This is a genomic window from Variovorax sp. 05N34, from assembly GCF_056397405.1.
The window spans coordinates 1-25,739 of the sequence record NZ_JBFTNI010000010.1 but is presented as its reverse complement, the minus strand read 5'-3'; the positions used below and the strand labels follow the sequence as shown (position 1 = coordinate 25,739).

Here is a 25,739-nt window from a genome sequence, read left to right as displayed (position 1 = left end):
CTTGCTGGTTCAAAGATCCGGCTTGCCGAAGGCCGGATCACTCACGGAATGCTTCCCGGTCTCTACGCGACCGGCAAACCGGCGGTAATAGGCCGGGTCCGAATCACAGGTCACGGCGAAGTCATACCAGCAGCCGCTGTCGTCCAGGTCCCAGTGCAACTCGGTGTCTTCACCGCCCTTGACGCGAACCTGCCGCGCGTCATTGCGGTAAGCCTTGGCCTTGACGGTGAACTGGCACGGCCGGTCGCCGTCGTTGCGCAGTTTCACGTAGAGGTCGCCGCGGCGCTTCTCGTATCCGACGCGCAACTCCGGCTCGGGTGCACCGCGGGCGCGCAGGCGATTCAGGTCCCCCTTAAAGTGCCGATGGAAGCCGTTGGGCCCGAGCACCCAGAGATCGTAGAGACCGGCGTTGCTGGTCATGGCGCTCCAGTCGTCTTCCAGGCGCTCGCCTTGTTCGACCATGTAGCGCCTCGGAAGGCGATCGAGATTGAGCTTGTCGTAGACGTGGAACACGGCCCCTGCCTCGCCAGTATTGGCGAACACGAGCCGGACGCGCCCATGCAGTGCATCAGCGCGCGCGCTCACGTGCAGTTCATAGGGCAGCGCGCGCGACGGCCGCGTTCCGGTGGCCTGCTGCGGCAGCAGCGGGTTGGCGGGCGGCGTGATAGGCGTGAGCTTTTCCTGTTCGGCGCGCAGCGCGTCCGCCTGCGCGCGCGACTTGCGGCCTGCTAGCGTGGGCAGCACTTCGTCATTGGGATTCTCGAAATTGAAGGCGCTCGTCAGGTCGCCACACACCGCGCGGCGGAACCGGCTGATGTTCGGCTCCTTGACGCCGAAGCGCTTTTCGATGAAGCGGACGACCGAGGTGTGATCGAACTCCTGCGAATTGACCCAGCCGCCGCGGCTCCATGGCGAGATCACATACATCGGCACGCGCATGCCGGGTCCGTACACGCGCCCGTCGGGCTGCGGTTGGCTTTTCGTGCCGGGCGGATTGGGGTGCGTGAAGCGCTCGAAGGCGACTTCGCGCTCGGGCAGCGTCGTCTTGCCGGCCGGCGTGCCGTCCGGATTCAGCGAAGGCGCGGAGGGGGAAGGGCAGTGGTCGAAGTAGCCGTCGTTCTCGTCGAAATCGACGATCAGCACGGTCTTGCTCCAGACCTCGGGCACGGCAGTCAGCGCATCGAGCGTCTCCTGGATGTACCAGGCGCCCTGAACCGGGCTGGACGGGCCCGGGTGCTCCGAATAGGTCGCCCCGGCAATGAGCCATGACACCTGCGGCAACTTGCCGGACTTGATGTCCTGGCGGAAGCGATCGAAGTAGGTCGACGGATCGTTGAGATCGCCCGGCATCGTGTTGGCAATGCCCTTGTAGAGCGGGTTGCCGGCATCGTCGCTCGCAGGATCGTAGGCGGGCGAAAGCGCGTCGTTGCTCACCGGCTTGCCCGAGACTTCGTTGGCGATGCGGTACTGCTTGAATCCCGCGAGCGGGTTGTCGCCGAAGTTGTCCGGCATGTTCTGGTAGACCATCCAGCTCACCTTGGCGGCCTGGAGGCGCTCGGGGTAGGTCTTCCATTCGTATCCGAAGGTCGATGCATCGATGGAGTCCCACTCGTTGTTGACCGACGCGACACCCGCGCCGGTCGGGCCATTGGTGCCGGTCCAAAGGAACATGCGGTTCGAATTGGTGCCCGTATGCATGGAGCAGTGATAGGCATCGCAGATCGTGAAGGCATTGGCCAGCGCAAACTGATAGGGCAACTCGGCTTCCTTGAAGTAGCCCATCGACGCGGCCGTCTTGTAGCGCGGCCATTGATTGATGCGGCCGCCGTCCCACGCGTTCTGGCCGTCCGCCCATGAGTGCGGCGTGCCGCTGAAGCGCTGGGCATTGCCCGTGCTGCCGTCGAGATGGAAGGGCAGCACCTGCCGGCCGTTGGCATCGGTCTGCTGCCAGACGTTCAGGCCCTGCGGCAGTGGGATCGTGAACCGGTCGCCGAAGCCGCGCACGCCGCGCAGCGTGCCGAAGTAATGGTCGAAGGAGCGGTTCTCCTGCATCAGGATCACGATGTGTTCGACATCCTTGATGCTGCCGGTCTTGTTGTGCGCCGGAATCGCAAGAGCGCGTCGAATGCTGGGTGGAAATGCGGCGAGCGTGGCGGCGGCAATGCCGGTCGTGGCGGTGCCTTGGATGAATTTGCGGCGCGAGTTCATGGGGTTCTCCTCCGGGAGTTGGTTCGTGGGCTGTGAACGCACACGAGACTAGGGAGAAGCCGTGACATCGCCGTGAAGAGTGTGTGACACGGGCCCGCCTCATTCAGGCACAGCGCGCGTAAAATGCCCGCCCGGCGCTGCTGCCCCGCAGCGCCATTTTTCTTTTTGGGGCCATGTAGAGGACTACCATGTACAAAAACCTCGCTGCCGCGTTCGCGGCCGCCTGCTTTTTTCTTCCCGCTTTTTCGCAACCCGCGAACACCGCAACCCCCGCGAACACCACGCCGAAGCCCGATCCGCTCAAGATCGGATTCGTCTATGTCGCGCCCGTCACCGACGCCGGCTGGGTGCGCCAGCATGAAAACGGTCGCAAGACCGTCGAGGCCGCCCTCGCAGGCAAGGTGAAGACCACCTATGTCGAAAACGTTCCCGAAGGCGCCGATGCCGAGCGCGTCATCCGCGATCTCGCGCAGCAGGGCAACAAGCTGATCTTCACGTCGAGCTTCGGCTACATGGAGCCGACGCTGAAGGTGGCGCGCGATTTTCCGGATGTGAAGTTCGAGTCGATCACCGGCTACAAGACCGCACCCAACGTCGCGATCGCCAACGCGCGCTACTACGAAGGCCGGTATCTCGCAGGTGTCGCGGCCGGCCGCATGACGAAGACCAATGTCGCCGGCTACGTCGCCGGCTTTCCGATCCCCGAAGTGCTCCAGGGCATCAACGCCTTCACGTTGGGCATGCGCTCGGTCAACCCCAAGGCGCAGGTCAAGGTGGTGTGGCTCGACGTCTGGTTCGACCCGCCCAAGGAGCGCGAAGCAGCGATGACCTTGTTCAACCAGAACGTCGACGTGATCGCCTTTCACACCGGATCGACCGCCGTCATGGCCGCGGCGCAGGAGCGCGGCAAGATGGCCGTGGCCTATCACTCCGACATGCGCAAGGTCGCACCCGATGCGCAGATCATCGCGGTGACCCACCAGTGGGGCGAGTACTACACGCAGCGCGCGCGCGCCGTGCTCGACGGCACCTGGAAGAGCGGCAGCGTGTGGGGTGGCGTCAAGGAAGGAATGATCCGCGTGGGCGATTTCGGCACGAAGGTGCCCAAGGCCGTGCAGGACGAAGTGATGCTGCGCCAGCAGGACATCGCTTCAGGCAAGCTGCAACCTTTTCATGCCGTTGCCGACGTGCGCGACAACCAGGGCCATGTCGTCATCCCCAAGGGCCAGAGCCTGACCGATGAGCAGATCCTCAAGATGAACTGGCTGGTCGAAGGTGTTCAAGGCAAGGTCAACTGACCTCCCGCCACAGCCCGCCCTGGATTCAGTCAACGAAGCCGCTTGCGCGATGGAAGTAGGCGCCTTCGGGGTCGAGGGTCTTCACCTTGGCAGCGGGTTGCCCTGCATAGACGGCGTATTCCTCGGTGTGGACCTTGTTCAGCACCGATCCGGCGCCCAGCACTGACCTGTCGGGCAAGGCCGAGCCGCCGAGCACGGTGACCCGCGTGCCCACCAGGCAGTAGGCGCCGATGCGGATCGGCTTGCAGTCCTGCCGGCTTTCGAACACGTTGATCCCATGCGTGATGAGCTGCGATTGGTAGCCGGCGACGGTCGTGAAGGCGCCGATCTCGATCCTGTCGGTGCAATCGATGATGTGCGACTTGGTGACCGCCGCATGGTCGCCGAGCAGAAACGCCGGATCGCGCTGCGTCCGTTGCGTGAAGTGGGCGCCGCCCGGCGGGTGGCCGGTGATCCAGTTGGAGCGATTGATGATCGAGTGCGCACCGCACTCCATCCGGCCCAGGTGAATGGCGACGTTCAGGTGCCCGATGTAGGCGCCTTCGCCCATCACCAGCTGGCCCGGAAAGATATAGGACAGCCCGATGCGCGCCCCGTCCGCGATCTGGTAGCCCCAGAAGCGGCGCAAGACCCAGCGCTTGATGGCCCAGGGGAGAAACACGACGCCGAGCGCCAGCAGCTTTCTCATGGGGCCTTTCGCGGGTGCGGTTGGTTCGTCGCGCTTCGCTCGGCAATCACTCGCCGGTAAGCGGAGACGTAGTTGGATGCCATCCGTTCAGCGGTGTAGTTCGCGGCGTTCTCGAGGCCGAGGCGGCGCATCTCGTCCAGGTGCGGTGCCGCCGACTCGATCGCCGCGGCCATGGCTGTCGGATCGTTCGGATCGACGTAGACCGCGCCGGGGCCGCCAATTTCGTTCATTGGCGCACGATTGGACGTCAACACGGGGCAGCCGCAAGCCTGCGCCTCGATGACCGGCCAGCCGAAACCTTCCTGGAACGACGGAAAAAGCAGCGCCACGGCGCTCGAATAGAGCGCCCGCAGTTCCTCATGCGAGATGTTCCTGACGGTCAGGATCAGATCCGCCACGCCGTGCTGGCGTGCCACGTTCATCAATTCGTCGTTCAGGTCGGGCCCGACCAGCGCCAGGCGCTGGACGATGGCAGGCGTTCCGCCGGCCCGGGCGCGCTCTTGCAGGGCGATGAAGGCTTCGAGCACTCCGCGCCGGTTCTTGCGGTCCAGTTCCGAGCCGACGTGGAGCAGGTATTTGTCTTCGGGAGAAAGGCCGAACCGCGAAATCAGCCGCCTCGCATCGTCCGTCGGCACCGGGGCGAAGTTGTCGTTCAGGCCGTTGAGCACGGTCGTGACCCTGCGTTCGTCCGCGAAGCCCAGCGCGAGCAGGTCACGGCGGGTCAGATCCGACACGCAGGTGATGAGGTCGGCCTTTGCCAGCCCCCGTGCGATGAGCCGCTGCAGCAGCCGCCCGAACCGGCCGACCTGCCAGCCCTCGATCATGCCTTTGGCCGCTTGCACCGCGATCACGTCGTGGCACGTGACGACGTTGGGCTTGCTGTCCACCCAGGGAACGTAGATGCTGTTGGAATGATCGACCACATGAACCACGTCGGCCCAGCGCACCGGGCGCGCAATCGACGGTATGAACAGGATGAACTTGTCCACGTAGGCGGGCCACTTCCACCAGCGCGACGTCTTGAAGTAGCGCAGCAGTCGCATGGTGGGCGCGATCACGCGGACTTCGCACCCGAGCCGGGGCAGTTCACGTTCGAGGACGCGCTTGAAAGCCAGCATGCTGGCCTGTCCGTCCGGCTCGTAGTTTGCGATCAGCAGCACCTTCATCGGCTGCGGGCGCTCTTGGCGGCGTCACGTGATTTCATGATCTTCCTGGAAAGAGTTGCCGGAATTATGGTCGAGCCTCGCGCCGGTGCCGCGCTTACCATCGGCCGGAAAGCTGCAGTATTGCCGCCGTATAGCGCCCATACGCGCATGCACATCGCGTACCCGCATTGCTGACTTACCCTCCGTGCCCATGCAAGCGTACCGTGCCTCCCTTTTGCGATTCGATCCCGCCGGCCAGCCGGTCTTCGACGAAGACGGCCTCCTGGTCGTCGGCCCCGATGCCAATGGACGGCAGCGCGTGCAGGACGCCGGTGCCTACGCCGCACTCGCGCAGCGGTATCCGCAAGTGCCTGTCACGCATTGGCCCGGGCGCATCCTTGCGCCGGGGTTTATCGATATGCATGTCCATTTTCCGCAGACCGACATCATCGGCGCGCCTGCCGACGGGCTGCTGCCCTGGCTCGAGAACTACACCTTTCCGGCCGAAGGCCGCTTTTCCGACCCGGTTCATGCCGGCGAAGTCGCCGAGGTATTCCTGGACGAACTGATGCGCAATGGGGTGACGACCTCGCTGACCTTCGCCACCTCCCACCCCGCATCCGTGGACGCCTTCTTCGAGGCCTCCCGGCGACGCAAACTCCGCATGATCACGGGGAAGGTGCTGCAGGACCGCCATTCGCCTGACGGTGTACGTGACCAGACCGAGCAGAGCCTGATCGATTCCGAGGCGCTCATTCGCCGGTGGCACAACGTCGACCGGCTCGGCTATGCCATCACGCCGCGCTTTGCGCCCACCAGCACCGACGCCCAGTTGCGCGGCGCCGGCGAGTTGGCGGCCAAATACCCCGACACCTGGATTCACTCGCACGTCGCGGAAAACAAGGACGAGGTGAAATGGGCTCGGGAGCTCTTTCCGCATGCCCGTTCGTACCTCGATGTGTATGCCGGCTTCGGTCTGATGCGCGAGCGCGCCGTGTACGCGCATTGCATCCACTTCGACGACGACGATCGCCGGCTGATGCGTGAAACCGGCACCGCGACTGCCGTCAGCCCGACGAGCAATCTCTTCCTGGGCAGCGGTTTTTTCGACTTCGAAGGCGCAGATCGCATTGGCTATCCGTATGGCCTGGCCAGCGATGTCGGCGGCGGCACCAGCTTCAGCCCTTTCGCCACCATGTTGGCTGCCTACTACGCGGGCCGCGAGGGCCAGACCAAGCCCGGCGTCAGCATTCCGCCCTCGCAGCTCTGGTGGCGACACACGGCAGGGGCAGCGCGAGCGCTCGGGCTGGAAGGCGTGGTGGGCAATCTGCAGCCTGGCTGCGAGGCCGACTTCGTGGTGATCAACCCGACGGCGACGCCGCTGCTGGCGCGCAAGACGGCACTGGCGAACACGCTAGAAGAGATGCTGTTTGCCCTCATCGTGCTGGGCGACGACCGGCTGATCGAGCGGACCGTGGTCTCGCAAGCTCTCGCCGACTGAGGCAGCGGAGGGCAGGGGGACGGAGGGCCGCCGCTGCCTAGAATAGCGGCCCCTAGGAAGGACCCCCGACATGAGCATCAAGAGCGACAAGTGGATCCGGCGCATGGCCGAGAAGAACGGGATGATCGAGCCCTTCGAGCCCGGCCAGATCCGCGAGCGCGATGGTCACAAGATCATCAGCTACGGCACCTCGAGCTACGGCTACGACATCCGCTGCGCCCCCGAGTTCAAGGTCTTCACCAACATCCACAGCACGGTCGTCGACCCGAAGAACTTCGACGAGAAGAGCTTCGTCGACTTTCACGGCGACAGCTGCATCATTCCGCCCAACAGCTTCGCACTCGCGCGCACGGTCGAGTATTTCCGCATCCCGCGCAACGTGCTGACCATCTGCCTGGGCAAGAGCACCTACGCCCGCTGCGGCATCATCGTCAACGTGACGCCCTTCGAGCCCGAATGGGAAGGCTACGTCACCCTCGAATTCAGCAACACCACGCCGCTGCCGGCCAAGATCTACGCTGGCGAAGGGTGCGCGCAGGTCCTGTTCTTCGAAAGCGACGAAGTCTGCGAGACGAGCTACAAGGACCGGGGCGGCAAGTACCAGGGCCAGCGCGGCGTGACCTTGCCCAAGGCCTGAGTGGCTTCCCGAAACCTGTGGGCCACCTCGGGCCCGGTCCTACAGCATCTCGGGGCCGGAGCGGCCTTGGCCGGCTGCCCGCGACCGGCAGCATCTCGCCATGAATGTCGGAGACGTGGTGCCGCGGTGAACGCGTACCATCTTGCGACCGCTGCGGCAGCGGCAAGGAGTGCGTCATGAGATGGGAAGGCAACGAACAATCCGACAACGTCGAAGACCGCCGCGATGACGGCGGCGGCGGGGGCTTTGGCCTGCCGATCGGCGGGCGCGGGATTGGCATCGGAACGGTGGCGGTCGCGTTGATCGCCGGCTGGATCTTCGGCATCAACCCGCTGACGGTGCTCGGGCTCCTGAGCGGCGGCGAGCCGGCGCCCCAGGTGCAGCAACAAGGCCCGGCGCACAAGCCGCCGGCCAACGACAAGGACGCGGCCTTCGTCTCCACCGTGCTCAGAAACACCGAAGTGGTCTGGGGTGACATCTTCCAGCAGCGCGGCGCGAGGTACACGGCGCCCAAGCTGGTGCTCTTCCGCGGCGCCACGCCGACCGCCTGCGGCACCGGCCAGTCGGCCATGGGTCCTTTTTATTGCCCCGGCGACCAGAAGGTCTACATCGACCTCGGCTTCTACGACACGCTGAGAAACCAACTCGGCGCGCCCGGCGTCTTCGCGCAGGCCTACGTCATTGCGCACGAAGTCGGCCATCACGTGCAGGACGAACTCGGCGTCACCGGCAAGGTCGACCAGATGCGCGGCCGTTTGAGCCAGGGCCAGAACAACGCGCTGAGCGTCCGTGTGGAACTGCAGGCCGATTGTTTCGCCGGCGTCTGGGCTCATCATTCCCAGGAGTCCAAGCAGTGGCTGGATCCGGGCGACATCGAATCCGCCATGAACGCCGCCCAGAAAATCGGCGACGACGCCCTCCAACGCTCAGCCGGCCGCGCCGTCGTCCCCGACAGCTTCACCCACGGCAGCAGCGCCCAGCGCCAACGCTGGTTCATGACCGGCTTCAAGAGCGGCAACATGGAAGACTGCGACACCTTCGCCTCAAAAAGCCTCTAAAAACCCGACAGCCAGTGTGCCTTCATTCGCCCCCCCCGCAGCGGGACGGCGAAATCCTAGAAACACTGCGGAACTGGCTTCGACAGGCCGCCGGTGTTGCCCCCGGTCAGGGGGTAGGCGAAGCGACACAAAGTGCGCGGAGCCTGGGGGTGAGAGAATGCTCGGCTTCATGACAAGCTCCTTCTCCAATCTTTCCCTGGCCGAACCGCTGGCGCGCGCCGTAGCCGAAATGGGCTACGAAACCATGACGCCGATCCAGGAGCAGGCCATTCCCGTGGTCCTGTCGGGCCAGGACGTGATGGGTGCCGCCCAGACCGGCACCGGCAAGACGGCGGCGTTCTCGCTGCCGTTGCTGCAGCGGATGCTCAAGCACGAGAACAGCTCCACCTCGCCCGCGCGCCATCCGGTGCGCGCCCTGGTGCTGCTGCCGACGCGCGAGCTCGCCGACCAAGTCGCGCAGCAGGTCAAGCTGTACGCCAAGTACACGAACCTCCGCAGTGCAGTGGTGTTCGGCGGCATCGACATGAAGCCGCAGACGCTCGAACTCAAAAAAGGCGTCGAAGTGCTGGTAGCAACGCCCGGCCGCCTGCTCGACCACATCGAGGCCAAGAACGCGGTCCTCAACCAGGTGGAGTACGTGGTGCTCGACGAGGCCGACCGCATGCTCGATATCGGTTTCCTGCCCGACCTGCAGCGCATCCTGTCCTATCTGCCCAAGCAGCGCATCACGCTGCTGTTCTCGGCAACCTTTTCCCCTGAAATCAAGCGGTTGGCTGGCAGCTACCTGCAGAACCCGGTCACGATCGAGGTCGCGCGGCCGAACGAAACGGCCTCCACGGTCGAGCAGCGCTTTTACAGCGTGGGTGACGACGACAAGCGCCGCGCGCTGAAGCAGATCGTGCGCCAGCGCGGCATCACGCAGGCCTTCGTCTTCGTCAACAGCAAGCTGGGCTGCGCGCGGCTCGCGCGTTCGCTCGAGCGCGAGGGGCTCAAGACCACCGCGCTGCACGGCGACAAGAGTCAGGACGAGCGACTCAAGGCGCTTGCTGCATTCAAGGCCGGCGAGGTCGACCTGCTGGTTGCGACCGACGTCGCTGCGCGCGGACTCGACATCAAGGACGTGCCGGCGGTGTTCAATTTCGACATTCCGTTCAACGCCGAAGATTATGTGCACCGCATCGGACGCACGGGTCGCGCCGGAGCCTCAGGCCTGGCGGTGAGCTTCGCCAGCGGCGGCAACGACGTTCGACTCGTCGCCGACATCGAGAAATTGATCAAGAAGAAGATCGAGCTCGAGCCGATCGAGTTCGAGGAAGACCGTCCGCGCGGCCGCATCAACGATGGCCGCCGCCATTGGCGCGAAGAGGGCGAAGCGGGCGATGCACGCGACGTGCTTGACACGCTGGACCGCCCCCGCGACCGTGGCGATGCCCGTTCGGCTCGAGGCGGTCGCCCCCACCGTGCACCCGCGGCCCCCCGAGACCCGTTCTTCGAGCAGCCCTATGAGGCGCCCGCCGAGCGCGAAGCCGCCCCCGCATGGGAAGCCGCGGCCAAAGCTGCGCCTGCCCGAGGGCTCTCCAGCAACATCAAGAGCAAGCGCAAGGTGCCCGCCCTCTTCAAGTCGGCGGAATAGGGCTCGCCCCCAGGTTGCCCGCACTACTTCGTGTCGGGCGCCCACCCCCTGCCGGGGGCAACACCAGCGGCCCGGCTAAGCCGGTTCCGCGGTGTTTCTCGAAGGGGGCTGATCTATGCTCAGCCTGGTTTTTGGGCTTGGGGGCATTTCACCTGGATCAGCTCGCGTTCTTGCGTAGATGCGCCAAAGCGCACGGCGCTGAGGCAACCGCCCCACACGCAGCCCGTGTCGGTCGAGATCAGGTCCGGCCGTGACAACCAGCCCAAGGTCGACCAGTGGCCGAAAGCGACTGTGGCGGTCGCCGTCTTGCGCGCTGGGACGTCGAACCACGGCATGTAGCCCCATGGCGCAGTGCCGACCGCATCCTTGCTCTCGAATTCCATTGCACCCTCGGCAGTGCAGAAACGCATCCGCGTCAGCGCATTGACGATGACGCGCAGCCGTTCGGCGCCGGTGAGGGCGTCATTCCACTGGTCGGGTTCATTGCCGTACATCACAGGCAGGAAATCGGCGATCGCCGGGCCGCGCAGCACCGATTCCAGTTCGGACGCCAGCGAAACGGTGTCTTCGACCGTCCATTGCGGCAAGACGCCCGCATGCACCATCAGCAGGTCGTCACCGCCGATCTTCTGATGGAGCGCCATGTGTTGGTGGCGCAGCCAATCGAGCATGAGGTCGCGGTCAGGCGCCGTGAGCACGTCGGCGGTGGTGTCCTTGCGCCCGGCCTTCTGGGCGCCATAGGCAACGCCGAGCAGGTGCAGGTCATGGTTGCCGAGAAGGCTGCGCGCCGAGGCGCCATAACGCTGCATTCGCCGAAGCACGCGGGCGGAGTCCGGCCCACGATTGACAAGGTCGCCGAGCACCACCAGAGCGTCGCGGCTCGGCGAGAAGGCGATGAGGTCGAGCAGGCGCTGCAGCGGTTCGTCGCAGCCTTGCACATCGCCGATCAAGTAAAGTGCCATGGTCCCCATTCTCTCCCGCGTCCATGGATGTTTTCCTACTGGCTTTGCTGACCACGCTCAATGCGCTGTTCGCAATGTCCGAAATGGCCCTTTCCACCAGTCGCCGCGCACGCCTCGCGGCCTTGGCAGAGACGGGCGACGCAGGTGCCGCCGCGGCGCTGAAGCTGATGGCCGATCCGACGCAGTTCCTGTCCAGTGTCCAGATCGGCATCACGTCCATTGGCATGCTGAGCGGCATCGTCGGCGAGGCGGCTTTCGCGGCGCCGCTCGCCGAGTGGATGGAAAAAGCAGGCATGGGCCGGGGCAGCGCCAGCATCGCGTCGACGGCGGTCGTCGTGAGCTGCATCACCTTTTTCACGATCATCTTCGGCGAACTGGTGCCCAAGCGCATCGGGCAGCTCTATCCGGAGCCGGTCGCGCGCTTTGTGGCGCGCCCCATGCGCGGCCTTGCCACGGCAGCCAAGCCTTTCGTCCTGCTGCTGTCGGGCGCCACGGCCGCAACCCTCAAGCTGCTGCGCATCGATTCGAACGCCGCACGCGTAGTGACCGAAGAGGAAATCTCCGCCAGTCTCGAAGAAGGCGTCGATGCCGGCGTGATCGAAATGCACGAGCACCAGATGGTGCGCAATGTGTTTCACCTCGACGATCGGCGGCTCACGTCGCTGATGGTTCCGCGCGCCGACATCGAATGGCTCGAAGCCTCTTTCACGATCGCGCAGTGCCTTCGGAAGGTTTCCGACGCCGGCGCTCTCGACCTGGTCCACTCCTGGTATCCGGTCTGCCGAAATTCGCTGGACGACGTCGTCGGCGTGATCAGCGTGGCCCATCTGCTCCGGCTCGGCCCCGATCACCAAGGGACTGTCGAACAGGCGGCGCAGCCGGCCGTGTTCGTGCCTGAAACACTGACGGGCATGGAGCTGCTCGAGCAGTTTCGTCTGCGCGCCGGGCGGCTGGTGTTCGTGGTCGATGAATACGGCGTCGTCCAGGGCCTGATGGCGCCGCGCGACCTGTTGGAGGCGATCACCGGCGAATTGCAGGTGCAGACGCACGAGGAAGCCTGGGCGCGGGAGCGTCCCGACGGCGTGTGGGAGCTCGATGGCCTGATGCCGGTGTCCGAACTCCGCGCGCGGCTTGGTATTCGCGAACTGCCCGATGAAGATCGCGGCCGCTACAACACCGTGGCCGGGTTGCTGATGTCTGTCTCCGGCCAGCTGCCCGAAGTCGGCGAGCGCATCGAATGCGCAGGCTGGTGCTTCGAAGTCGCGGCTCTGGATGGCAAGCGGATCGACCGGGTGCTGGCCTATCCGGATGCGGGCGCGGATGATCTTGCGCCTTGATTTGGTCTCCTGATCTTCTCAAAAAAGATAGTAAAAATCGGTCGATCGCTCTATGAGATGATGGGAATAATCTTCTCAGGAATCTTCTCATAAAGAGCATGCGAAATCGTAACCAGGCTGCGCGCGACCAGCTGACCGCGCTACTCGCCAGACGCCCGATGGCTAGCGCCGCCGAGTTGGCTGATGCTGTGGGTGTCAGTGTCGCGACCTTGCATCGGCTGTTGGGCGAGCTTGGAGACCGAGTCCTAACCATCGGTAAAGCGCGGCGCGCGCGCTATGCATTGCGCCGTCCCTTGCGCGGGGACGCCTCCGACTTATCCTTGTACGAGGTCAATGCCGAGGGCAGGGCCGAATCCATCGCGTCGCTGACCCCGGTATCTCCTTCTGGCGCCCTGCTGGATCTCGCCAAGGCCGGTTGGCCGCTGGACGAAGCGTCGCGCGACGGGTGGTGGGAGGGCCTTCCCTATCCCCTCTACGACATGCGTCCGCAAGGGTACATGGGCCGCCAGTTCGCACGGGCTGAGCATCGCCAGCTTGCGGTGTCCCCGGATCCGACCGAGTGGTCCGACGACGACATCCTCTTCGTGTTGAGCCGTACAGGTTCAGATGCCAGTGGCAGCCTCATCCTCGGCGACCTCGCCTACGAGAATTGGCTTCAGCACAAGGTCAAGCCGGCCGAGCCCTTGAACAGCTCGCGCGTAGGCCGCGCCTACGCCGCGTTGGCGGAACAGGCGATTGCGGCAGGGGTGCCAGGCTCGAGCGCCGCGGGTGAATTCCCGAAGTTCCCAGCATTGCGAACGCTCGAAGGACAGGCGACGCCCCATGTGTTGGTCAAGTTCTCGGGGTCTGACGGATCGCCGGCGGTCCGGCGTTGGGCGGATCTGCTGGTGGCCGAACATCTGGCGCTGGAAGCTGCCGGGACGCTGCCCGGCATCGAGCGCTCGCGAAGTCGCATCCTCGTGCACGATGGCCGCACATTCCTGGAGGTGGAGCGCTTCGATCGAATCGGCATGTTTGGAAGAAGCCGCCTGTGCAGCCTTGAAGCAATCAACGCTGCGCTGGTTGGCGAAGCTGCGATGGACTGGACCAGGATCGCGGGCCGTCTTGCCGGCGCGGGGCTGCTATCTGCCCAGGATGAAATCCGCATCCAGCATCTGTGGTGGTTCGGTCGGTTGATTGCCAACGCCGACATGCATCTTGGCAACCTCAGTTTCCGGCCGCAAGGCTGCCTGTCGCTCGCGCCGGTCTACGACATGCTGCCGATGCTCTATGCGCCACTCGCGGGCGGGGAGGTCCCGCCGCGGAACTTCGAGGCACCTCTTCCGTTGCCGGCTCAACGGGCTGTCTGGACGGGCGCGTGCCTGGCTGCCCTGGACTTCTGGCATCGCGCGTCTACGGATGCACGCATCAGCGATCCCTTCAGGGCAATCGCCGCAGCCAATGCGCGGCACCTGAAGGATCGGGCCGAGCACGTCTGAACCCTGACTCCTATACTGACCGCCCTCATTTCGCAGACCGGACACCGCCATGCACCTGCCCAAAACCACCCTCCAATTGCGTTCGCTGATCCGCCGCGACGGCGTGCTCGAACTCGCGCTCGCCGAGGAAGCACTGCCAGAGCCATCGGCCAACGAAGTGGTCGTCCGAGTCGAAGCAGCACCCATGAATCCTTCGGACCTGGGGCTGCTATTCGGCGCGGCGGACATGCGCACCGCCCAGGCCGGCGGCACGCCGGACCGGCCGGTGATCACCGCCCCGGTGCCCGAAGCCGCCATGAAGAGCATGACCGCTCGCCTGGATCAATCGATGCCGGTCGGCAACGAAGGCGCAGGGGTGGTGGTCGCGGCGGGCGCCTCGCCCGAAGCGCAGGCGCTGATGGGCAAGACGGTCGCGGTGCTCGGCGGCGCGATGTACACGCAATTCCGCTGCATTCCCGTTGAGCAGTGCATGGTGCTTCCCGACGGCGCGACGCCTGCCGAAGGGGCGTCCTCGTTCGTCAATCCGCTGACGGCGCTGGGCATGGTCGAGACGATGCGGCGCGAAGGACACAAGGCGCTGGTGCACACGGCGGCGGCGTCCAACCTTGGGCAGATGCTCAACCGGATCTGCATCCAGGATGGCATCGGGCTGGTGAACATCGTGCGCAAGAAGGGGCAGGAAGATCTCCTGCGCGGCATGGGCGCCAAGTATGTCTGCGACGCGACATCGCCGACCTTCATGCACGATCTGACCGAGGCGCTGGTCGCCACCGGCGCCACGCTGGCTTTCGACGCAATCGGCGGCGGCAAGCTGGCGGGCCAGATCCTGACCTGCATGGAAGCTGCCGCAAACAGGACCGCCACCGAATACAGCCGCTATGGCTCGACCACCTACAAGCAGGTCTACATCTACGGCGGCCTCGATCGCGGGCCGACGGAGTTCGTGCGCAATTTCGGCATGACCTGGGGGATGGGCGGCTGGCTGCTGTTCCCCTTCCTTCAGAAAATCGGCCCCGAAGGGCAGCAGAAGCTGAAGGCGCGGGTGGCGAAGGAGCTCAAGACGACTTTTGCGAGCCGCTACACCAAAGAAGTCTCGCTGGTCGAGGCGCTGCGCCTGGACGAGATTGCGGTCTATTCGAAGCACGCAACCGGCGAGAAGTACCTGCTCAATCCGAACAAGTAGCCGGGCGCGGCTTTCGCGCCCGAGGGGAGAGTTCAGCCCAGCGCCAGGCGCGCGCGGCCGCCGGCCGCCGTCTTGCGGGCGCCGTCCGGTCCATAGAACATCTGCACGCTCGACTGCAGGAAGTGCAGTGCCTTCTGCGTGAAATCGAGCTGCGCGTAGACAACCGAACCGTTGCGCAGGTTGTGCACTCGGGCCTGCTCGGCCAGTTCGAGCAATGCCGCCCAAGCCTGCCGGGTTGCTTCCCCGCCGGCCGCCGCCGCCGCATCAGCGCCGGCGCGGCCGGGTTCGAACCCGAGTGCGGCCTGTGCGGCTTCGCGCTGGCGGTCGAGTTCGGCCAGGCGTTCCAGCAACTGGACCTTCTGTTCGGTGATCTGCTCGGCTTCCGCAAAGCGGCGGTTCGTCATGGCCTCCTCTTCCTGCGACAGGATGGCCAGGAATTCCTCCACGCAGGATTTTTCCGCGTGCAGGTAGAGCAGCATGGTGTTCATTGCTTCTTCTCGGCGCCGAGCAGGTCGCGGACGCTGTCGAGCAGGCCGCTGGCGATCCGCTCGGGGTTGACTTGATAGCGGCCGGCGCGGATGTCCTCGCGGATTGCCGCGACGCGGGCCGCGTCGAAATCGCTGCCGGCGGAGTTGGGCAGCGCGTGGATTTGTCCGGACACCTGCACCACCTCCTTGGAGCGGCTCGCGGCGTCGGCGGCGGACGCTGGGGCAGAGCCCGGCTTGGAGGGGCGGGAAAGAGGCGTGGCCGAAGGCGCGGGTTGATCGATTTTCAAGATGATTCCTCAAAGGGCTGGCCCATATATCGGCGGCTTGACCGGGAACTTTAGGCCCGATCGCATCGAATGGCGAGCGCGGCTTACTGAGCAAGCCGGATCTGGCCTTCCTCGTCGGCGATCCCACTCACCAGACGGCCATCGCGCGTTTTGGCCTGCACCGTGGCGCCGGCTTCGGCGCGTGTCATCGCCTTGCCTTCGGTGCTGACGGCATAACCCTGGCCCTGTGCGACCAGTTGCACGGTCTGGCCCTGCTGGATCACGACGACGCCTCGCATCAATTCCTTTCGCAGCGGCGCGCCTGCGGCAATGCGCTGCGTGCTGGTGACGCCCCGCAGCGCCGAAACGTCGGTGACGACCGAGCGCGGCAATCTGCTCAGGTCGCCGGTGCGTTCGATCACGTCTCCGGCGCCGAGGCTCTCGCCAGGCGATATGGCGCGTGCGGCGACGAAGTAAGTGCCTGTCACGGCGACGTTGACCGAGATGAAGCGGCTCCAGGGCTTGTCGCCCCGGCAGCGAAGGCCTACCGACAGACGCCCCCAAGGCGTCGTGCCGGTCGGCATGAAGGCCTCGAAGTCATCGCATGGCGGAAGCGGTGCAGACCCCGTCGAGTTGATGGTGACCGTCGCCTTGCCGGGCAGGCCGGCCGTCTGCGCCTGCAGAAGCTTGTCGATGGCCGCGCGTGCCGCTTCGGGTATGGGCGCGGCCGCGAAGGAGGCCCCGCCGATGCAGGCCATCCATGCCGGCAGCATGAGGCGCAGCAGGCGGTTCCGGGTCTTGCGTTGTTGCATGGTGATCGAGGAGTTGCCGGGCAATTCTAGGAAGACACCCCCGATGCCGAAGTGGCGAAGTGCCGCTGAAAACCCCCTTTGTTCGACCCATTGCAAAAACGGCGCGTCCATAGACTCGCTTTCCATCTGTCGCCATGCCCAGTGCGGACGCGACGCCACCAAGGATGGAAAGAATGATCGACAAGCTGGATGCGGCGCTTCGCTTCAACCGCGAGGCACTCAATCTCCGGGCGGAGCGCCAGGAAGTGCTGGCGGCCAACATCGCCCACTCGGACACGCCTAACTACAAGGCCCGCGATTTCGATTTCAGCAGCCGTCTGTCGCAGGCCGTGGAGCAAGGGCGTCAGTCGCAATCGTTCGCGCTGGCCACGACATCGTCGCGCCATTTCGCGGGCGAAGCGAAGTCGATGCCCGACCAGGACTTGCTCTATCGCGTGCCCATGCAATCGAGCATCGACGGCAACACGGTCGACATGGACCTCGAGCGCATCAACTTCGCGGACAACGCGCTGCGCTACGAATCGAACCTCACCGTGATCGGCGCCAAGATCAAGACGCTGCTCTCCGCGGTGCAGCAGTAAGCGAGGGAACACGCGATGCCAATCTCCAGCGGTTCCATGAACATCTTCAGCGTGGCGGGTTCCGCCATGACTGCGCAGTCGCAGCGCATGAACGTCACTGCGAGCAATCTTGCCAATGCGGAAAGCGTGGCGGGCCCCGACGGCGAACCCTACCGTGCCAAGCAGGTCTTCTTCGAAGTCGCGCCCTCGGGTCAGCAGGACATCGGTGGCGTGCAGGTCTCGGGCGTCGTCGAGGACCAGTCGCCCGCAAAGATGGTCTTCGATCCGAAGAACCCGCATGCCAACGGCGAAGGCTATGTGGCGATGCCGAACGTGAACGTCGTCGAAGAAATGACCAACATGATTTCAGCGTCGCGCAGCTACCAGGCGAACGTCGAAGTGCTCAACACAGCCAAGACGCTGATGGTCAAGACGCTGACCATCGGCCAATAAAACCACTCACGGAAAGCAAGGAAAGCATCCATGGCTATCGCAGACACGTCTTCCATCAGCGGGCTGAACGCAGCCAGTGCCGCAGCGAGCACCGCCAGTGTCTCGAACAACGACACCGAGCAGCGCTTTCTCAAGCTGCTGGTCACGCAGCTCAACAACCAGGACCCGCTCAATCCGATGGAGAACGCGGAGCTCACCTCGCAGCTCGCACAGATGAGCACCGTGAGCGGCATCGAGAAGCTCAACAGCACGCTCTCGGGGCTGGTGAACCAGACGGGCTCTAACCAGGTGCTGCAGGCTGCGTCTCTCATCGGCTATCACGTGCTGTCGCCGGGCGACTCGCTGACCACCACCGCGCCGGAAGACGGCAAGGACCCGGCTGTGCAGGCCTTTGCAGTGCAGTTACCAGGCACTGCTGCCGACGTGCAGATCAAGATCGTCGATGCGAGCGGAAAGACCGTGCGCACCATCGAAGCCGGCTCCATGACCGAGGGCGTCAATGCCGTGACATGGGACGGCAAGGACGACCAGGGCAACGCCGTGGCGGCCGGCAGCTACAAGTTCACGGTGGCCGCAACCAATGGCGGCACGGCTGTGGACGCCACTGCGCTCACCTTCGCGCAGGTGGCCGCCGTCAAGCAGAGCGCGAGCGGCCCGACGCTCGAGCTCGCATCGGGCCAGACCATCAATCTCTCCGACGTGCGCATGTTCCTCTGACGCAAGGCAGGCACGCCTTCCGTCTCCCGTCTTCCGTTTTCCTTCTGCATCAAACAAGGATTCATCATGAGTTTCTCCCAAGGCATCAGCGGCCTGAGCGTTTCCGCCGCCAACCTCGACGTCATCGGCAACAACATCGCGAACTCGGGCACGGTGGGCTTCAAGTCCGCTGCCGCCACTTTCCAGGACGTCTATGCCGGTTCGCGCGTCGGCCTCGGCGCGTCGGTGGCTGGTGTGGTGCAGAACTTCACGCAAGGCGTGACGCAGACCAGCAGCCGTCCGCTGGATGTCGCGATCCTCAACGGCGATGGCTTCTTTCGCATGTCCAGCGCCAGCGGCGAGGTCATGTATTCGCGCAACGGCCAGTTCACCAAGGACAAGGACGGCTTCATCGTCAACGCATCCGGCCTGCGCCTGACGGGCTTCGGCGTCAACGCCAGCGGCGGCATCAACGGCGGCACGCCGTCGGCCATCCAGATCCCGACCGCCGCCATGACGCCGAACGCCACCACGGGCGTGGACGCCGAGTTCAATCTCGATTCGCGCAGCACTGCCCCGACGAAGACGCCTTTCGACGCCAATGATTCGGCGACCTTCAACTATTCCAATGCGATCGGTCCGGTGTACGACTCGCTGGGCAATCCGCACGACCTCGCGGTCTACTTCGTGAAGACGGGCGCCGGCACGTGGGACACCTACGGGACCCTCGACGGCGCTGCGCTCAACGGCGGCACCAAGCTCGCCGGCGGTTCGCTGACCTTCGACACCAACGGCAATCTCACGGCACCCGCGGGCGGCAAGATCACGCTGCCGACCGCGAACTTCCCGAACGGCTCGGCGGCGCTGAACATGACGGTCGACCTCACCGGCACGACGCAGTTCGGCTCCACCAACGCGATGAGCAAGCTCAACCAGGACGGCTACACCTCCGGCGAGCTGACGTCGTTCTCGATCAATTCCGACGGCACGATCACCGGCAAGTTCTCCAACGAGCAGAGCAAGTTGCTGGGCCAGGTGGTGCTCTCGTCTTTTGCCAATCCCAACGGCCTGGAGCCCAAGGGCCAGAACATGTATGCCGAGACGCAGGCTTCGGGCCAGGCGCTGACCGGCACGCCGGGCGAGGGCACCAAGCTCGGTTCGCTCGAATCCGGCGCACTGGAGTCATCCAACGTCGACCTGACTTCGGAGCTGGTCAACCTCATCGTGGCGCAGCGCAACTACCAGGCCAACGCCCAGACCGTGAAGACGCAGGATCAGGTCATGCAGACCTTGATCAACATGCGCTGAAGCAGGAGCAGCCGTGGATCGAATGTTGTACGTCGCCATGAGCGGCGCCAAGCAGGCCATGGAACAGCAGGCCTCGGTCGCCAACAACATGGCGAACGTCTCGACACCCGGGTTTCGCGCGCAGGTGAATGCCTTCCGTGCGGTGCCGGTCGTTGGGGAGGAAGCGCAGACGCGTGCATTCGTGGCGGCGACCACGGCGGGCGCCGACTTCTCGCACGGCCCGATCACCGAGACCGGGCGCGAGCTCGATGTCGCGGTCAAGGGCGACGGCTGGCTCGTGGTCCAGACGCCGGATGGCGGCGAGGCCTATACGCGCGTCGGCAACCTGCAGGTGGGTCCGGACGGCCAAGTGATGACGATGGGTTCGCGTCCGGTCGTCGGCGACGGCGGTGCGCTCGTGATTCCGCCCGGTTCCACTGTCACGATTGCCGCGGACGGCGCCATCGCCGCGCGCGGCCCTGGCGATCCGATCACCGGCGTGTCCGAAGTCGGCCGCCTGAAGCTCGTCAACCCGCAGACGGCCGATCTGGTGCGCGGTGACGACGGCCTCTTTCGGATGCGCCCCGGGCTGCCGCCCGCCGATGCCGATCCCGCCGTCACGGTCACCGCGGGTGCGGTGGAAGGCAGCAACGTCAACCCGGTCGAAGCCATGGTCGCAATGATCGCCAACGGACGCAGCTTCGAGATGCAGATGAAGTCGATCCAGTCCGCCGACACCAACGCGCAGTCAGCCAACAAGCTGCTTGCCTACAACTGAGAAATCCAATGATCCGTTCCCTTTACGTCGCCAAGACCGGCCTTGAAGCCCAGCAGACGCAACTCGACGTGGTGTCGAACAACCTTGCCAACGTGGCGACCACCGGCTTCAAGAAGAGCCGCGCGGTGTTCGAGGACCTGCTCTACCAGAACCTGCGTCAGGTGGGCGGCCAGACCTCCGATCAGACGCGCCTGCCTTCGGGCCTGCAAGTCGGCACCGGCGTGCGCGTGGTCGCGACAGAGCGCATGCACTCGCAAGGCAACCTGACGAAGACGGACAACCCGAAGGACGTCGGCATCAATGGCGCCGGCTTCTTCCAGGTGCTGATGCCGGACGGCACGACCTCGTACACGCGCGATGGCTCTTTCCAGACGGACAAGGACGGCCAGCTCGTGACGGCGAGCGGCTTCACCATCCAGCCGGTCATCACGATTCCGCAGAACGCCACGAGCATGACGATCGGGCGCGACGGCATCGTCTCGGTCACGCAGGCAGGCAGCACGGCGACCGTGCAGGTCGGCCAGCTCCAGCTCGCCACCTTCCTGAATCCGGCCGGGCTGCAGAGCACGGGCGAGAACCTCTATACCGAATCCGATTCGTCCGGCGCGCCCAACCTGGTGAACCCCGGCGTCGATGGCGCGGGCATCCTGAGCCAGGGCTACACCGAAGCGTCGAACGTCAACGTGGTGGAAGAACTGGTGAACATGATCGCGACGCAGCGCGGGTACGAGATCAACAGCAAGGCGATCCAGACGTCGGATCAGATGCTGCAACGGCTGGCGCAGCTATGACTACCCCCAGGCTTCGCGCACTTCGTGTCGCTTCGCCTACCCCCTGGAAGGGGGCGACACCGGCGGCCCGGCGGAGCCGGTTCCGCGGTGTCTCTGGTATGGGCGCGGGGGTTCTTTGGGGCGTCGTTGTGTTGTCGGCCGGGTGTGCGCAGTTGCCTCGGGAGCCGTTGGTGCATCAGCCTATGACGGCGCGGGCGGACACGATGGGGTCGATGCAGCGGCGGCCGTCTACGGGGGCGATCTTCAATGAGAGCGTGGGGGTGGCGCTGTTCGAGGACCGCAGGCCACGGTATGTCGGGGACATCCTGACGATTGTGATCAGCGAGAAGGTGAATGCGAGCAAGAACTCGGGGGCCAACGCGAGCCGCGATGGCAGCGTGGGTGCGGCCTTTGCGACGATTCCGAAGTTCATGATCGGATTGCTTGACGGGCAGGACGCGAAGATGTCCGGCTCGAACGCGCTGACCGCGAAGGGCGGCGCCAATGCCGCGAACACTTTCAACGGCGTGATCACCGTGACGGTGACCGACGTGCTGCCCAACGGCAACCTGCTGGTGAGTGGGGAAAAGCAGATGGGCATCAACCAGGGGACCGAATTCATCCGGTTCTCGGGTGTGGTGAATCCGCGCACGGTGACCGGCCAAAACACCGTGCTGTCGACCCAGGTGGCCGACGCGCGCATCGAATACACGGCCAAGGGCTACATCGACGAGGCCCAGCACATGGGCTGGATGCAGCGCATCTTCCTGAATGTGTCGCCATTCTGATCATGATCACCAAACGCTTCATCCTCTCCGCCGCGCTGGGCGCCCTTTGCGCCCTGTGCCTCAACCCCTACGTGCATGCCGAGCGACTGAAGGAGCTCGCGACCATCCAGGGCGTCCGCGACAACCCGCTGATCGGCTACGGCCTGATGGTGGGCCTCGACGGTACGGGCGACCAGACGATGCAGACGCCGTTCACGACGCAGAGCCTGAACAACATGCTTCAGCAGCTCGGCATCACCATCCCGCAAGGCGTGAACATGCAGCTCAAGAACGTGGCGGCGGTGATGGTGACTGCTACGCTGCCTTCGTTCGCGCGGCCAGGGCAGAGCATCGACGTGACCGTATCGTCCATGGGCAATGCCAAGAGCCTGCGCGGCGGCACCTTGCTGATGACACCACTCAAGGGTGTGGACGGTTCGGTGTATGCCATCGCGCAAGGGAACATGGTCGTCGGTGGCGCGGGTGCGTCGGCCAACGGCAGCAAGGTGCAGATCAACCAGTTGAGCTCCGGACGCATTCCGTCGGGAGCGACCGTCGAGCGCACGGTGGAGTCTTCCATCGGCGGCGATGGCATGCTGACCATCGAACTCACGCGTTCGGATTTCAGCACGGCACAGAAGGCTGTCGAGGCGATCAACCGGCAGTTCGGTTCAGGCGTTGCGGACGCTGTCGACGCGCGCGTGATTCGCGTCCGTGCCCCGGAGGCGCCCCAGGAGCGGGTCAGCTTCCTCGCGCGCCTCGAAGGCGTCGAACTCACGCCCGCGCAGGCGGTGGCACGCGTCGTCGTCAATGCGCGCACGGGCTCGGTGGTCATGAACCAGGCCGTCCGCGTCAACGACTGTGCAGTCGCGCACGGCAATCTGTCGGTGGTCATCAACACCGAGCCGGTGGTGAGCCAGCCCGGACCTTTCTCCAACGGCAACACGGTTGCCGCGCAGGTTTCGCAAATCTCGGTGAACCAATCCGGCGGTGCGCTGCAGATGGTGCGCAGCGGTGCTTCCCTCTCGGATGTGATCAAGGGTCTCAATGCCCTGGGCGCAAATCCGCAGGACCTGGTCTCGATCCTGCAAGCGATGAAATCGGCCGGTGCCTTGCGCGCCGAGCTTGAAATCATCTGAGGGCGGACATGGCGATCCCCGCAGCCACTTCGTGGACCGGCAGCGACGCCGGCAGCCGTGCCGGCGCACTCGACCAGCGTTTCGCGCTCGATGTGCAGGGCGTCGATGCCCTGCGCCGCACCGTCCGCAACTCGCCGGAAGAGGGTCTCAAGCAGGTCTCTCGCCAGTTCGAGGCCATGTTCATGAACATGGTGCTCAAGAGCATGCGCGAGGCGACGCCATCCAGCGGCCTGCTCGACGGTGGCCAGAACGAGAAGATCTACACGTCGATGCTCGACCAGCAGCTTTCACAGAACCTGTCGGGACGCGGCGTGGGCCTGGCTGAGGCCATGCTGGCGCAGCTCCAGCGCAGCGTCGCGTCAGGTTCGACCAACATGGACGCCGACGTCGCGCCGATGTCCCTGGCACCTCGCGGCGCGATGCCGCTGAAGCCGGACGCCGGCGTGCCGGTGGGATCTTCGCCGTCGCCCGCGGCGCGTGCGGATCTCAGTGCCTACCAGGTCAACAACGATCGCTCGGCAAGCAGCTCGGCCGCTACGGCATCGCTGCAGAGCCACATCGACGGATTCGTCAACCGCATGGGCGCCTCTGCACAGGCGGCGAGCAACGCGAGCGGCGTGCCGGCTCCGCTGATCCTGGCGCAGGCCGCGCTCGAATCCGGCTGGGGCAAGCGTGAGATCCGTGCCGACGATGGCACTCAGAGCTTCAATCTCTTCGGCATCAAGGCCGACCGCAGCTGGAAGGGCCCCGTGGTCGAGACGACCACGACCGAATACGTGGATGGCGAGCCGCAACGCGTGCGCGCGAAGTTCAGGGCCTATGGCTCCTATGACGAGGCATTTACCGATTACGCGCGCTTCATGACGCGCAATCCGCGCTACGCCAACGTGCTGGCCACCGACGACCCGGCCGAAGCCGCACACGGCTTGCAGCGCGCGGGCTACGCGACGGATCCGCAATACGGCCAGAAGCTGGTTCGCATCATGCAGAAGTTCGGTTGAAAGGAATCCAAATGGCAGAGATCACGAGCATTCAACAACACGCGAGCAGCGCCGCTGCGGCGGCGGCACTCGCGAGCGCGGGTCGCCTGGAGGTGGTCACCTTCACGCTGGGCGACGAGGAATACGGCATCGACATCCAGAAGGTGCAGGAGCTGCGAGGCTACGACGCGGTCACGCGCATTGCCAACGCTCCGGAGTACATCAAGGGCGTGGTGAACCTGCGCGGGATCATCGTTCCGATCATCGACATGCGCATCAAGTTTGCGCTGGGCACGCCGAGCTATGACCAGTTCACGGTGGTGATCGTGCTGAACATCGGAGGCCGCGTGGTGGGGATGGTGGTGGACAGCGTCTCCGACGTGATCACGCTGGCGGCCGAGCAGATCAAGCCGGCACCCGCGATGGGCTCGGTGCTGGACACGGACTACCTGATCGGCCTGGGCACGCTGGACGAGCGGATGCTGATCCTGGTGGACATCGACCGCCTGATGTCCAGCGAAGACATGGGACTGATCGAGAAGATGGCCGCCTGAGGCCCTGAAACCCTGAAATCCATAACGAAACCATGGGAGACCGGAATGAAGGATTGGAAGATCGGGACGCGCCTCGGAAGCGGATTCGCGCTGGTGCTGGCATTGGCTGCCGCGATCGCCGTCGTCGGTGTGATGCGATTGCAGAGCCTTGGCGACGCGACGCACGAGATGGCGCGGAAGTCGCTCGAGAAAGAACGTCTGGCGGCCAATTGGCTCCTGCTCACGAGCACGAACAGCGTGCGCACCTTCTCGCTGCTCAAGAGCAACGATGCCGAAGTGCAGGATTACCTGCAGAAGAACATCACCAAGACCAGTGCGGCGATCTCGGAGGCGCAGAAGCGGCTCGAGAGTGTTCTTGCATCGCCTGAAGAGCTTGCGCTGAGCGCAGACATCAAGAAGAACCGGGGCGAATACGTCGAGCTTCGCAACACGATTCTCAAGCTCAAGTCCGAAGGCAAGCGCGAGGAAGCCGACCGGCTCAGCGGCGACAAGCTGCTGGCTGCACTCGACAGCTATGACGGAAGCATCCGCGCGATGCTCACCTATCAGAAGGAGCAGATCGACAAATCCGCAGATGCGATCGACGGGCTTGACCGTTCGGGCCGGACCCAGTTGGTCGTGCTTGCACTGATCGCGCTGGCCGTGGGTGCCGTGTTGGCGTGGCTGTTGACGCGCAGCATCGTCGAGCCGATCGGCGAGGCGCTGCTGATTGCAGAGACCGTTGCCGCGGGCGATCTCAGCAAGGACTTCGATTCCGATCGCGGCGGCGACTTCGGACGTCTGTTGCGCGGAATGGGTGAAATGGAAGACAAGCTCACCGACGTGGTGGGCCGCATTCGCGCATCGACGGATTCGATCCTCGTGGCTTCGCAGGAGATCGCGGCGGGCAATCACGATCTCTCATCGCGCACTGAAGAGCAGGCGAGTTCGCTGGAAGAGACGGCGGCTTCGATGGAAGAGCTGACCTCCACGGTGAAGCAGAACGCGGACAACGCGCGGCAGGCGAACCAACTCGCAGTGTCGGCCTCGGCAGTCGCGGTCAAGGGCGGCAGCGTGGTCAG

At 64.8% G+C, this 25,739-nt stretch carries 26 protein-coding genes; 19 read left to right on the top strand and 7 right to left on the bottom strand.

Translation table 11 applies throughout. From position 1 onward, the window contains the following. Positions 1-9 precede the first annotated feature (9 nt). Positions 10-2,208, bottom strand: coding sequence for a phosphocholine-specific phospholipase C (locus AC1DMA_RS24545; protein ID WP_478145772.1), 2,199 nt, complete (start codon positions 2,206-2,208; stop codon positions 10-12). A gap of 188 nt (positions 2,209-2,396) precedes the next feature. On the opposite strand from AC1DMA_RS24545, the gene AC1DMA_RS24540 reads away from it, so the two are divergent. Next, positions 2,397-3,506 carry a BMP family ABC transporter substrate-binding protein gene (locus AC1DMA_RS24540; protein WP_478145771.1) on the top strand — a complete coding sequence of 370 codons (1,110 nt, stop codon included), beginning with the start codon at positions 2,397-2,399 and terminating at the stop codon, positions 3,504-3,506. 25 nt (positions 3,507-3,531) lie between these two features. On the opposite strand, the gene AC1DMA_RS24535 is transcribed toward AC1DMA_RS24540, so the two are convergent. Beyond that, complete coding sequence (locus tag AC1DMA_RS24535; protein ID WP_478145770.1) at positions 3,532-4,194, bottom strand: acyltransferase; 663 nt, start codon at positions 4,192-4,194, stop codon at positions 3,532-3,534. Beyond that, entirely contained in the window at positions 4,191-5,360 is a 1,170-nt protein-coding gene (locus AC1DMA_RS24530) for a glycosyltransferase family 4 protein (RefSeq protein ID WP_478145769.1), read from the bottom strand. Before AC1DMA_RS24530 ends, AC1DMA_RS24535 begins: the two co-directional genes overlap by 4 nt. Positions 5,361-5,550: 190 nt before the next feature. Between AC1DMA_RS24530 and guaD the strand changes: the two genes are divergently transcribed. From guaD to AC1DMA_RS24510, 4 genes are all read left to right on the top strand, one after another. Beyond that, the gene (gene guaD / locus AC1DMA_RS24525; RefSeq protein ID WP_478145881.1) at positions 5,551-6,840 is read left to right on the top strand and encodes a guanine deaminase; all 1,290 of its coding nucleotides are present in this window, start codon (positions 5,551-5,553) and stop codon (positions 6,838-6,840) included. Between the two features lie 70 nt (positions 6,841-6,910). Then, entirely contained in the window at positions 6,911-7,477 is a 567-nt protein-coding gene (gene dcd, locus AC1DMA_RS24520) for a dCTP deaminase (protein ID WP_478127114.1), read from the top strand. 176 nt (positions 7,478-7,653) lie between these two features. After that, positions 7,654-8,535, top strand: a complete 882-nt coding sequence (gene ypfJ, locus AC1DMA_RS24515) for a KPN_02809 family neutral zinc metallopeptidase (RefSeq protein WP_478145768.1) — start codon at positions 7,654-7,656, stop codon at positions 8,533-8,535. Between the two features lie 169 nt (positions 8,536-8,704). Beyond that, positions 8,705-10,168, top strand: a complete 1,464-nt coding sequence (locus tag AC1DMA_RS24510) for a DEAD/DEAH box helicase (RefSeq protein ID WP_478127112.1) — start codon at positions 8,705-8,707, stop codon at positions 10,166-10,168. A gap of 119 nt (positions 10,169-10,287) precedes the next feature. Here the strand turns inward: AC1DMA_RS24510 and AC1DMA_RS24505 are convergent, their stop codons facing one another. Then, positions 10,288-11,130: a symmetrical bis(5'-nucleosyl)-tetraphosphatase gene (locus AC1DMA_RS24505; RefSeq protein WP_478145767.1), complete on the bottom strand. Its 843-nt coding sequence runs from the start codon at positions 11,128-11,130 to the stop codon at positions 10,288-10,290. 23 nt (positions 11,131-11,153) lie between these two features. Between AC1DMA_RS24505 and AC1DMA_RS24500 the strand changes: the two genes are divergently transcribed. The 3 genes from AC1DMA_RS24500 to AC1DMA_RS24490 all read left to right on the top strand — a co-directional run bounded on the left by AC1DMA_RS24500 (position 11,154) and on the right by AC1DMA_RS24490 (position 15,128). Further along, positions 11,154-12,467: a hemolysin family protein gene (locus AC1DMA_RS24500; protein ID WP_478145766.1), complete on the top strand. Its 1,314-nt coding sequence runs from the start codon at positions 11,154-11,156 to the stop codon at positions 12,465-12,467. Positions 12,468-12,565: 98 nt separating this feature from the next. Then, the gene (gene yjjJ, locus AC1DMA_RS24495; protein WP_478145765.1) at positions 12,566-13,945 is read left to right on the top strand and encodes a type II toxin-antitoxin system HipA family toxin YjjJ; all 1,380 of its coding nucleotides are present in this window, start codon (positions 12,566-12,568) and stop codon (positions 13,943-13,945) included. Positions 13,946-13,994: 49 nt separating this feature from the next. Further along, positions 13,995-15,128, top strand: a complete 1,134-nt coding sequence (locus AC1DMA_RS24490; protein ID WP_478145764.1) for a zinc-binding dehydrogenase — start codon at positions 13,995-13,997, stop codon at positions 15,126-15,128. Between the two features lie 32 nt (positions 15,129-15,160). Here AC1DMA_RS24490 and AC1DMA_RS24485 read toward each other — a convergent pair whose 3' ends face one another. The 3 genes from AC1DMA_RS24485 to flgA form a co-directional block, all read right to left on the bottom strand. After that, positions 15,161-15,616, bottom strand: coding sequence for a flagella synthesis protein FlgN (locus AC1DMA_RS24485; protein ID WP_478145763.1), 456 nt, complete (start codon positions 15,614-15,616; stop codon positions 15,161-15,163). Then, positions 15,613-15,903 carry a flagellar biosynthesis anti-sigma factor FlgM gene (gene flgM / locus AC1DMA_RS24480; RefSeq protein WP_478127106.1) on the bottom strand — a complete coding sequence of 97 codons (291 nt, stop codon included), beginning with the start codon at positions 15,901-15,903 and terminating at the stop codon, positions 15,613-15,615. Before flgM ends, AC1DMA_RS24485 begins: the two co-directional genes overlap by 4 nt. An 83-nt stretch (positions 15,904-15,986) precedes the next feature. Then, positions 15,987-16,694, bottom strand: coding sequence for a flagellar basal body P-ring formation chaperone FlgA (flgA, locus tag AC1DMA_RS24475; protein WP_478145762.1), 708 nt, complete (start codon positions 16,692-16,694; stop codon positions 15,987-15,989). A gap of 173 nt (positions 16,695-16,867) precedes the next feature. Between flgA and flgB the strand changes: the two genes are divergently transcribed. The 11 genes from flgB to AC1DMA_RS24420 all read left to right on the top strand — a co-directional run. After that, positions 16,868-17,275 carry a flagellar basal body rod protein FlgB gene (flgB, locus tag AC1DMA_RS24470; protein WP_478145761.1) on the top strand — a complete coding sequence of 136 codons (408 nt, stop codon included), beginning with the start codon at positions 16,868-16,870 and terminating at the stop codon, positions 17,273-17,275. Positions 17,276-17,311: 36 nt separating this feature from the next. Beyond that, the gene (flgC, locus tag AC1DMA_RS24465; RefSeq protein ID WP_478127360.1) at positions 17,312-17,707 is read left to right on the top strand and encodes a flagellar basal body rod protein FlgC; all 396 of its coding nucleotides are present in this window, start codon (positions 17,312-17,314) and stop codon (positions 17,705-17,707) included. Positions 17,708-17,737: 30 nt separating this feature from the next. Then, complete coding sequence (locus AC1DMA_RS24460; RefSeq protein WP_478145760.1) at positions 17,738-18,424, top strand: flagellar hook assembly protein FlgD; 687 nt, start codon at positions 17,738-17,740, stop codon at positions 18,422-18,424. A 66-nt stretch (positions 18,425-18,490) separates the two neighbouring features. Then, positions 18,491-19,711, top strand: a complete 1,221-nt coding sequence (flgE, locus tag AC1DMA_RS24455) for a flagellar hook protein FlgE (RefSeq protein ID WP_478145759.1) — start codon at positions 18,491-18,493, stop codon at positions 19,709-19,711. Positions 19,712-19,724: 13 nt separating this feature from the next. Then, complete coding sequence (locus AC1DMA_RS24450) at positions 19,725-20,468, top strand: flagellar basal body rod protein FlgF (protein ID WP_478127101.1); 744 nt, start codon at positions 19,725-19,727, stop codon at positions 20,466-20,468. An 8-nt stretch (positions 20,469-20,476) separates the two neighbouring features. Then, on the top strand, positions 20,477-21,259 hold the full coding sequence (gene flgG, locus AC1DMA_RS24445) for a flagellar basal-body rod protein FlgG (protein ID WP_478127100.1): 783 nt from the start codon (positions 20,477-20,479) through the stop codon (positions 21,257-21,259). Positions 21,260-21,357: 98 nt separating this feature from the next. Next, positions 21,358-22,026, top strand: a complete 669-nt coding sequence (locus AC1DMA_RS24440; protein ID WP_478127099.1) for a flagellar basal body L-ring protein FlgH — start codon at positions 21,358-21,360, stop codon at positions 22,024-22,026. A gap of 2 nt (positions 22,027-22,028) precedes the next feature. Further along, entirely contained in the window at positions 22,029-23,144 is a 1,116-nt protein-coding gene (locus AC1DMA_RS24435; RefSeq protein ID WP_478145758.1) for a flagellar basal body P-ring protein FlgI, read from the top strand. Between the two features lie 8 nt (positions 23,145-23,152). Next, a complete protein-coding gene (gene flgJ / locus AC1DMA_RS24430; RefSeq protein WP_478145757.1) occupies positions 23,153-24,145 on the top strand; it encodes a flagellar assembly peptidoglycan hydrolase FlgJ in 993 nt (330 codons plus the stop codon). An 11-nt stretch (positions 24,146-24,156) separates the two neighbouring features. Next, positions 24,157-24,678, top strand: a complete 522-nt coding sequence (locus tag AC1DMA_RS24425) for a chemotaxis protein CheW (RefSeq protein ID WP_478145756.1) — start codon at positions 24,157-24,159, stop codon at positions 24,676-24,678. A 45-nt stretch (positions 24,679-24,723) separates the two neighbouring features. Then, on the top strand, positions 24,724-25,739 hold a 1,016-nt coding region (locus AC1DMA_RS24420; protein ID WP_478145755.1), incomplete at its 3' end, for an MCP four helix bundle domain-containing protein.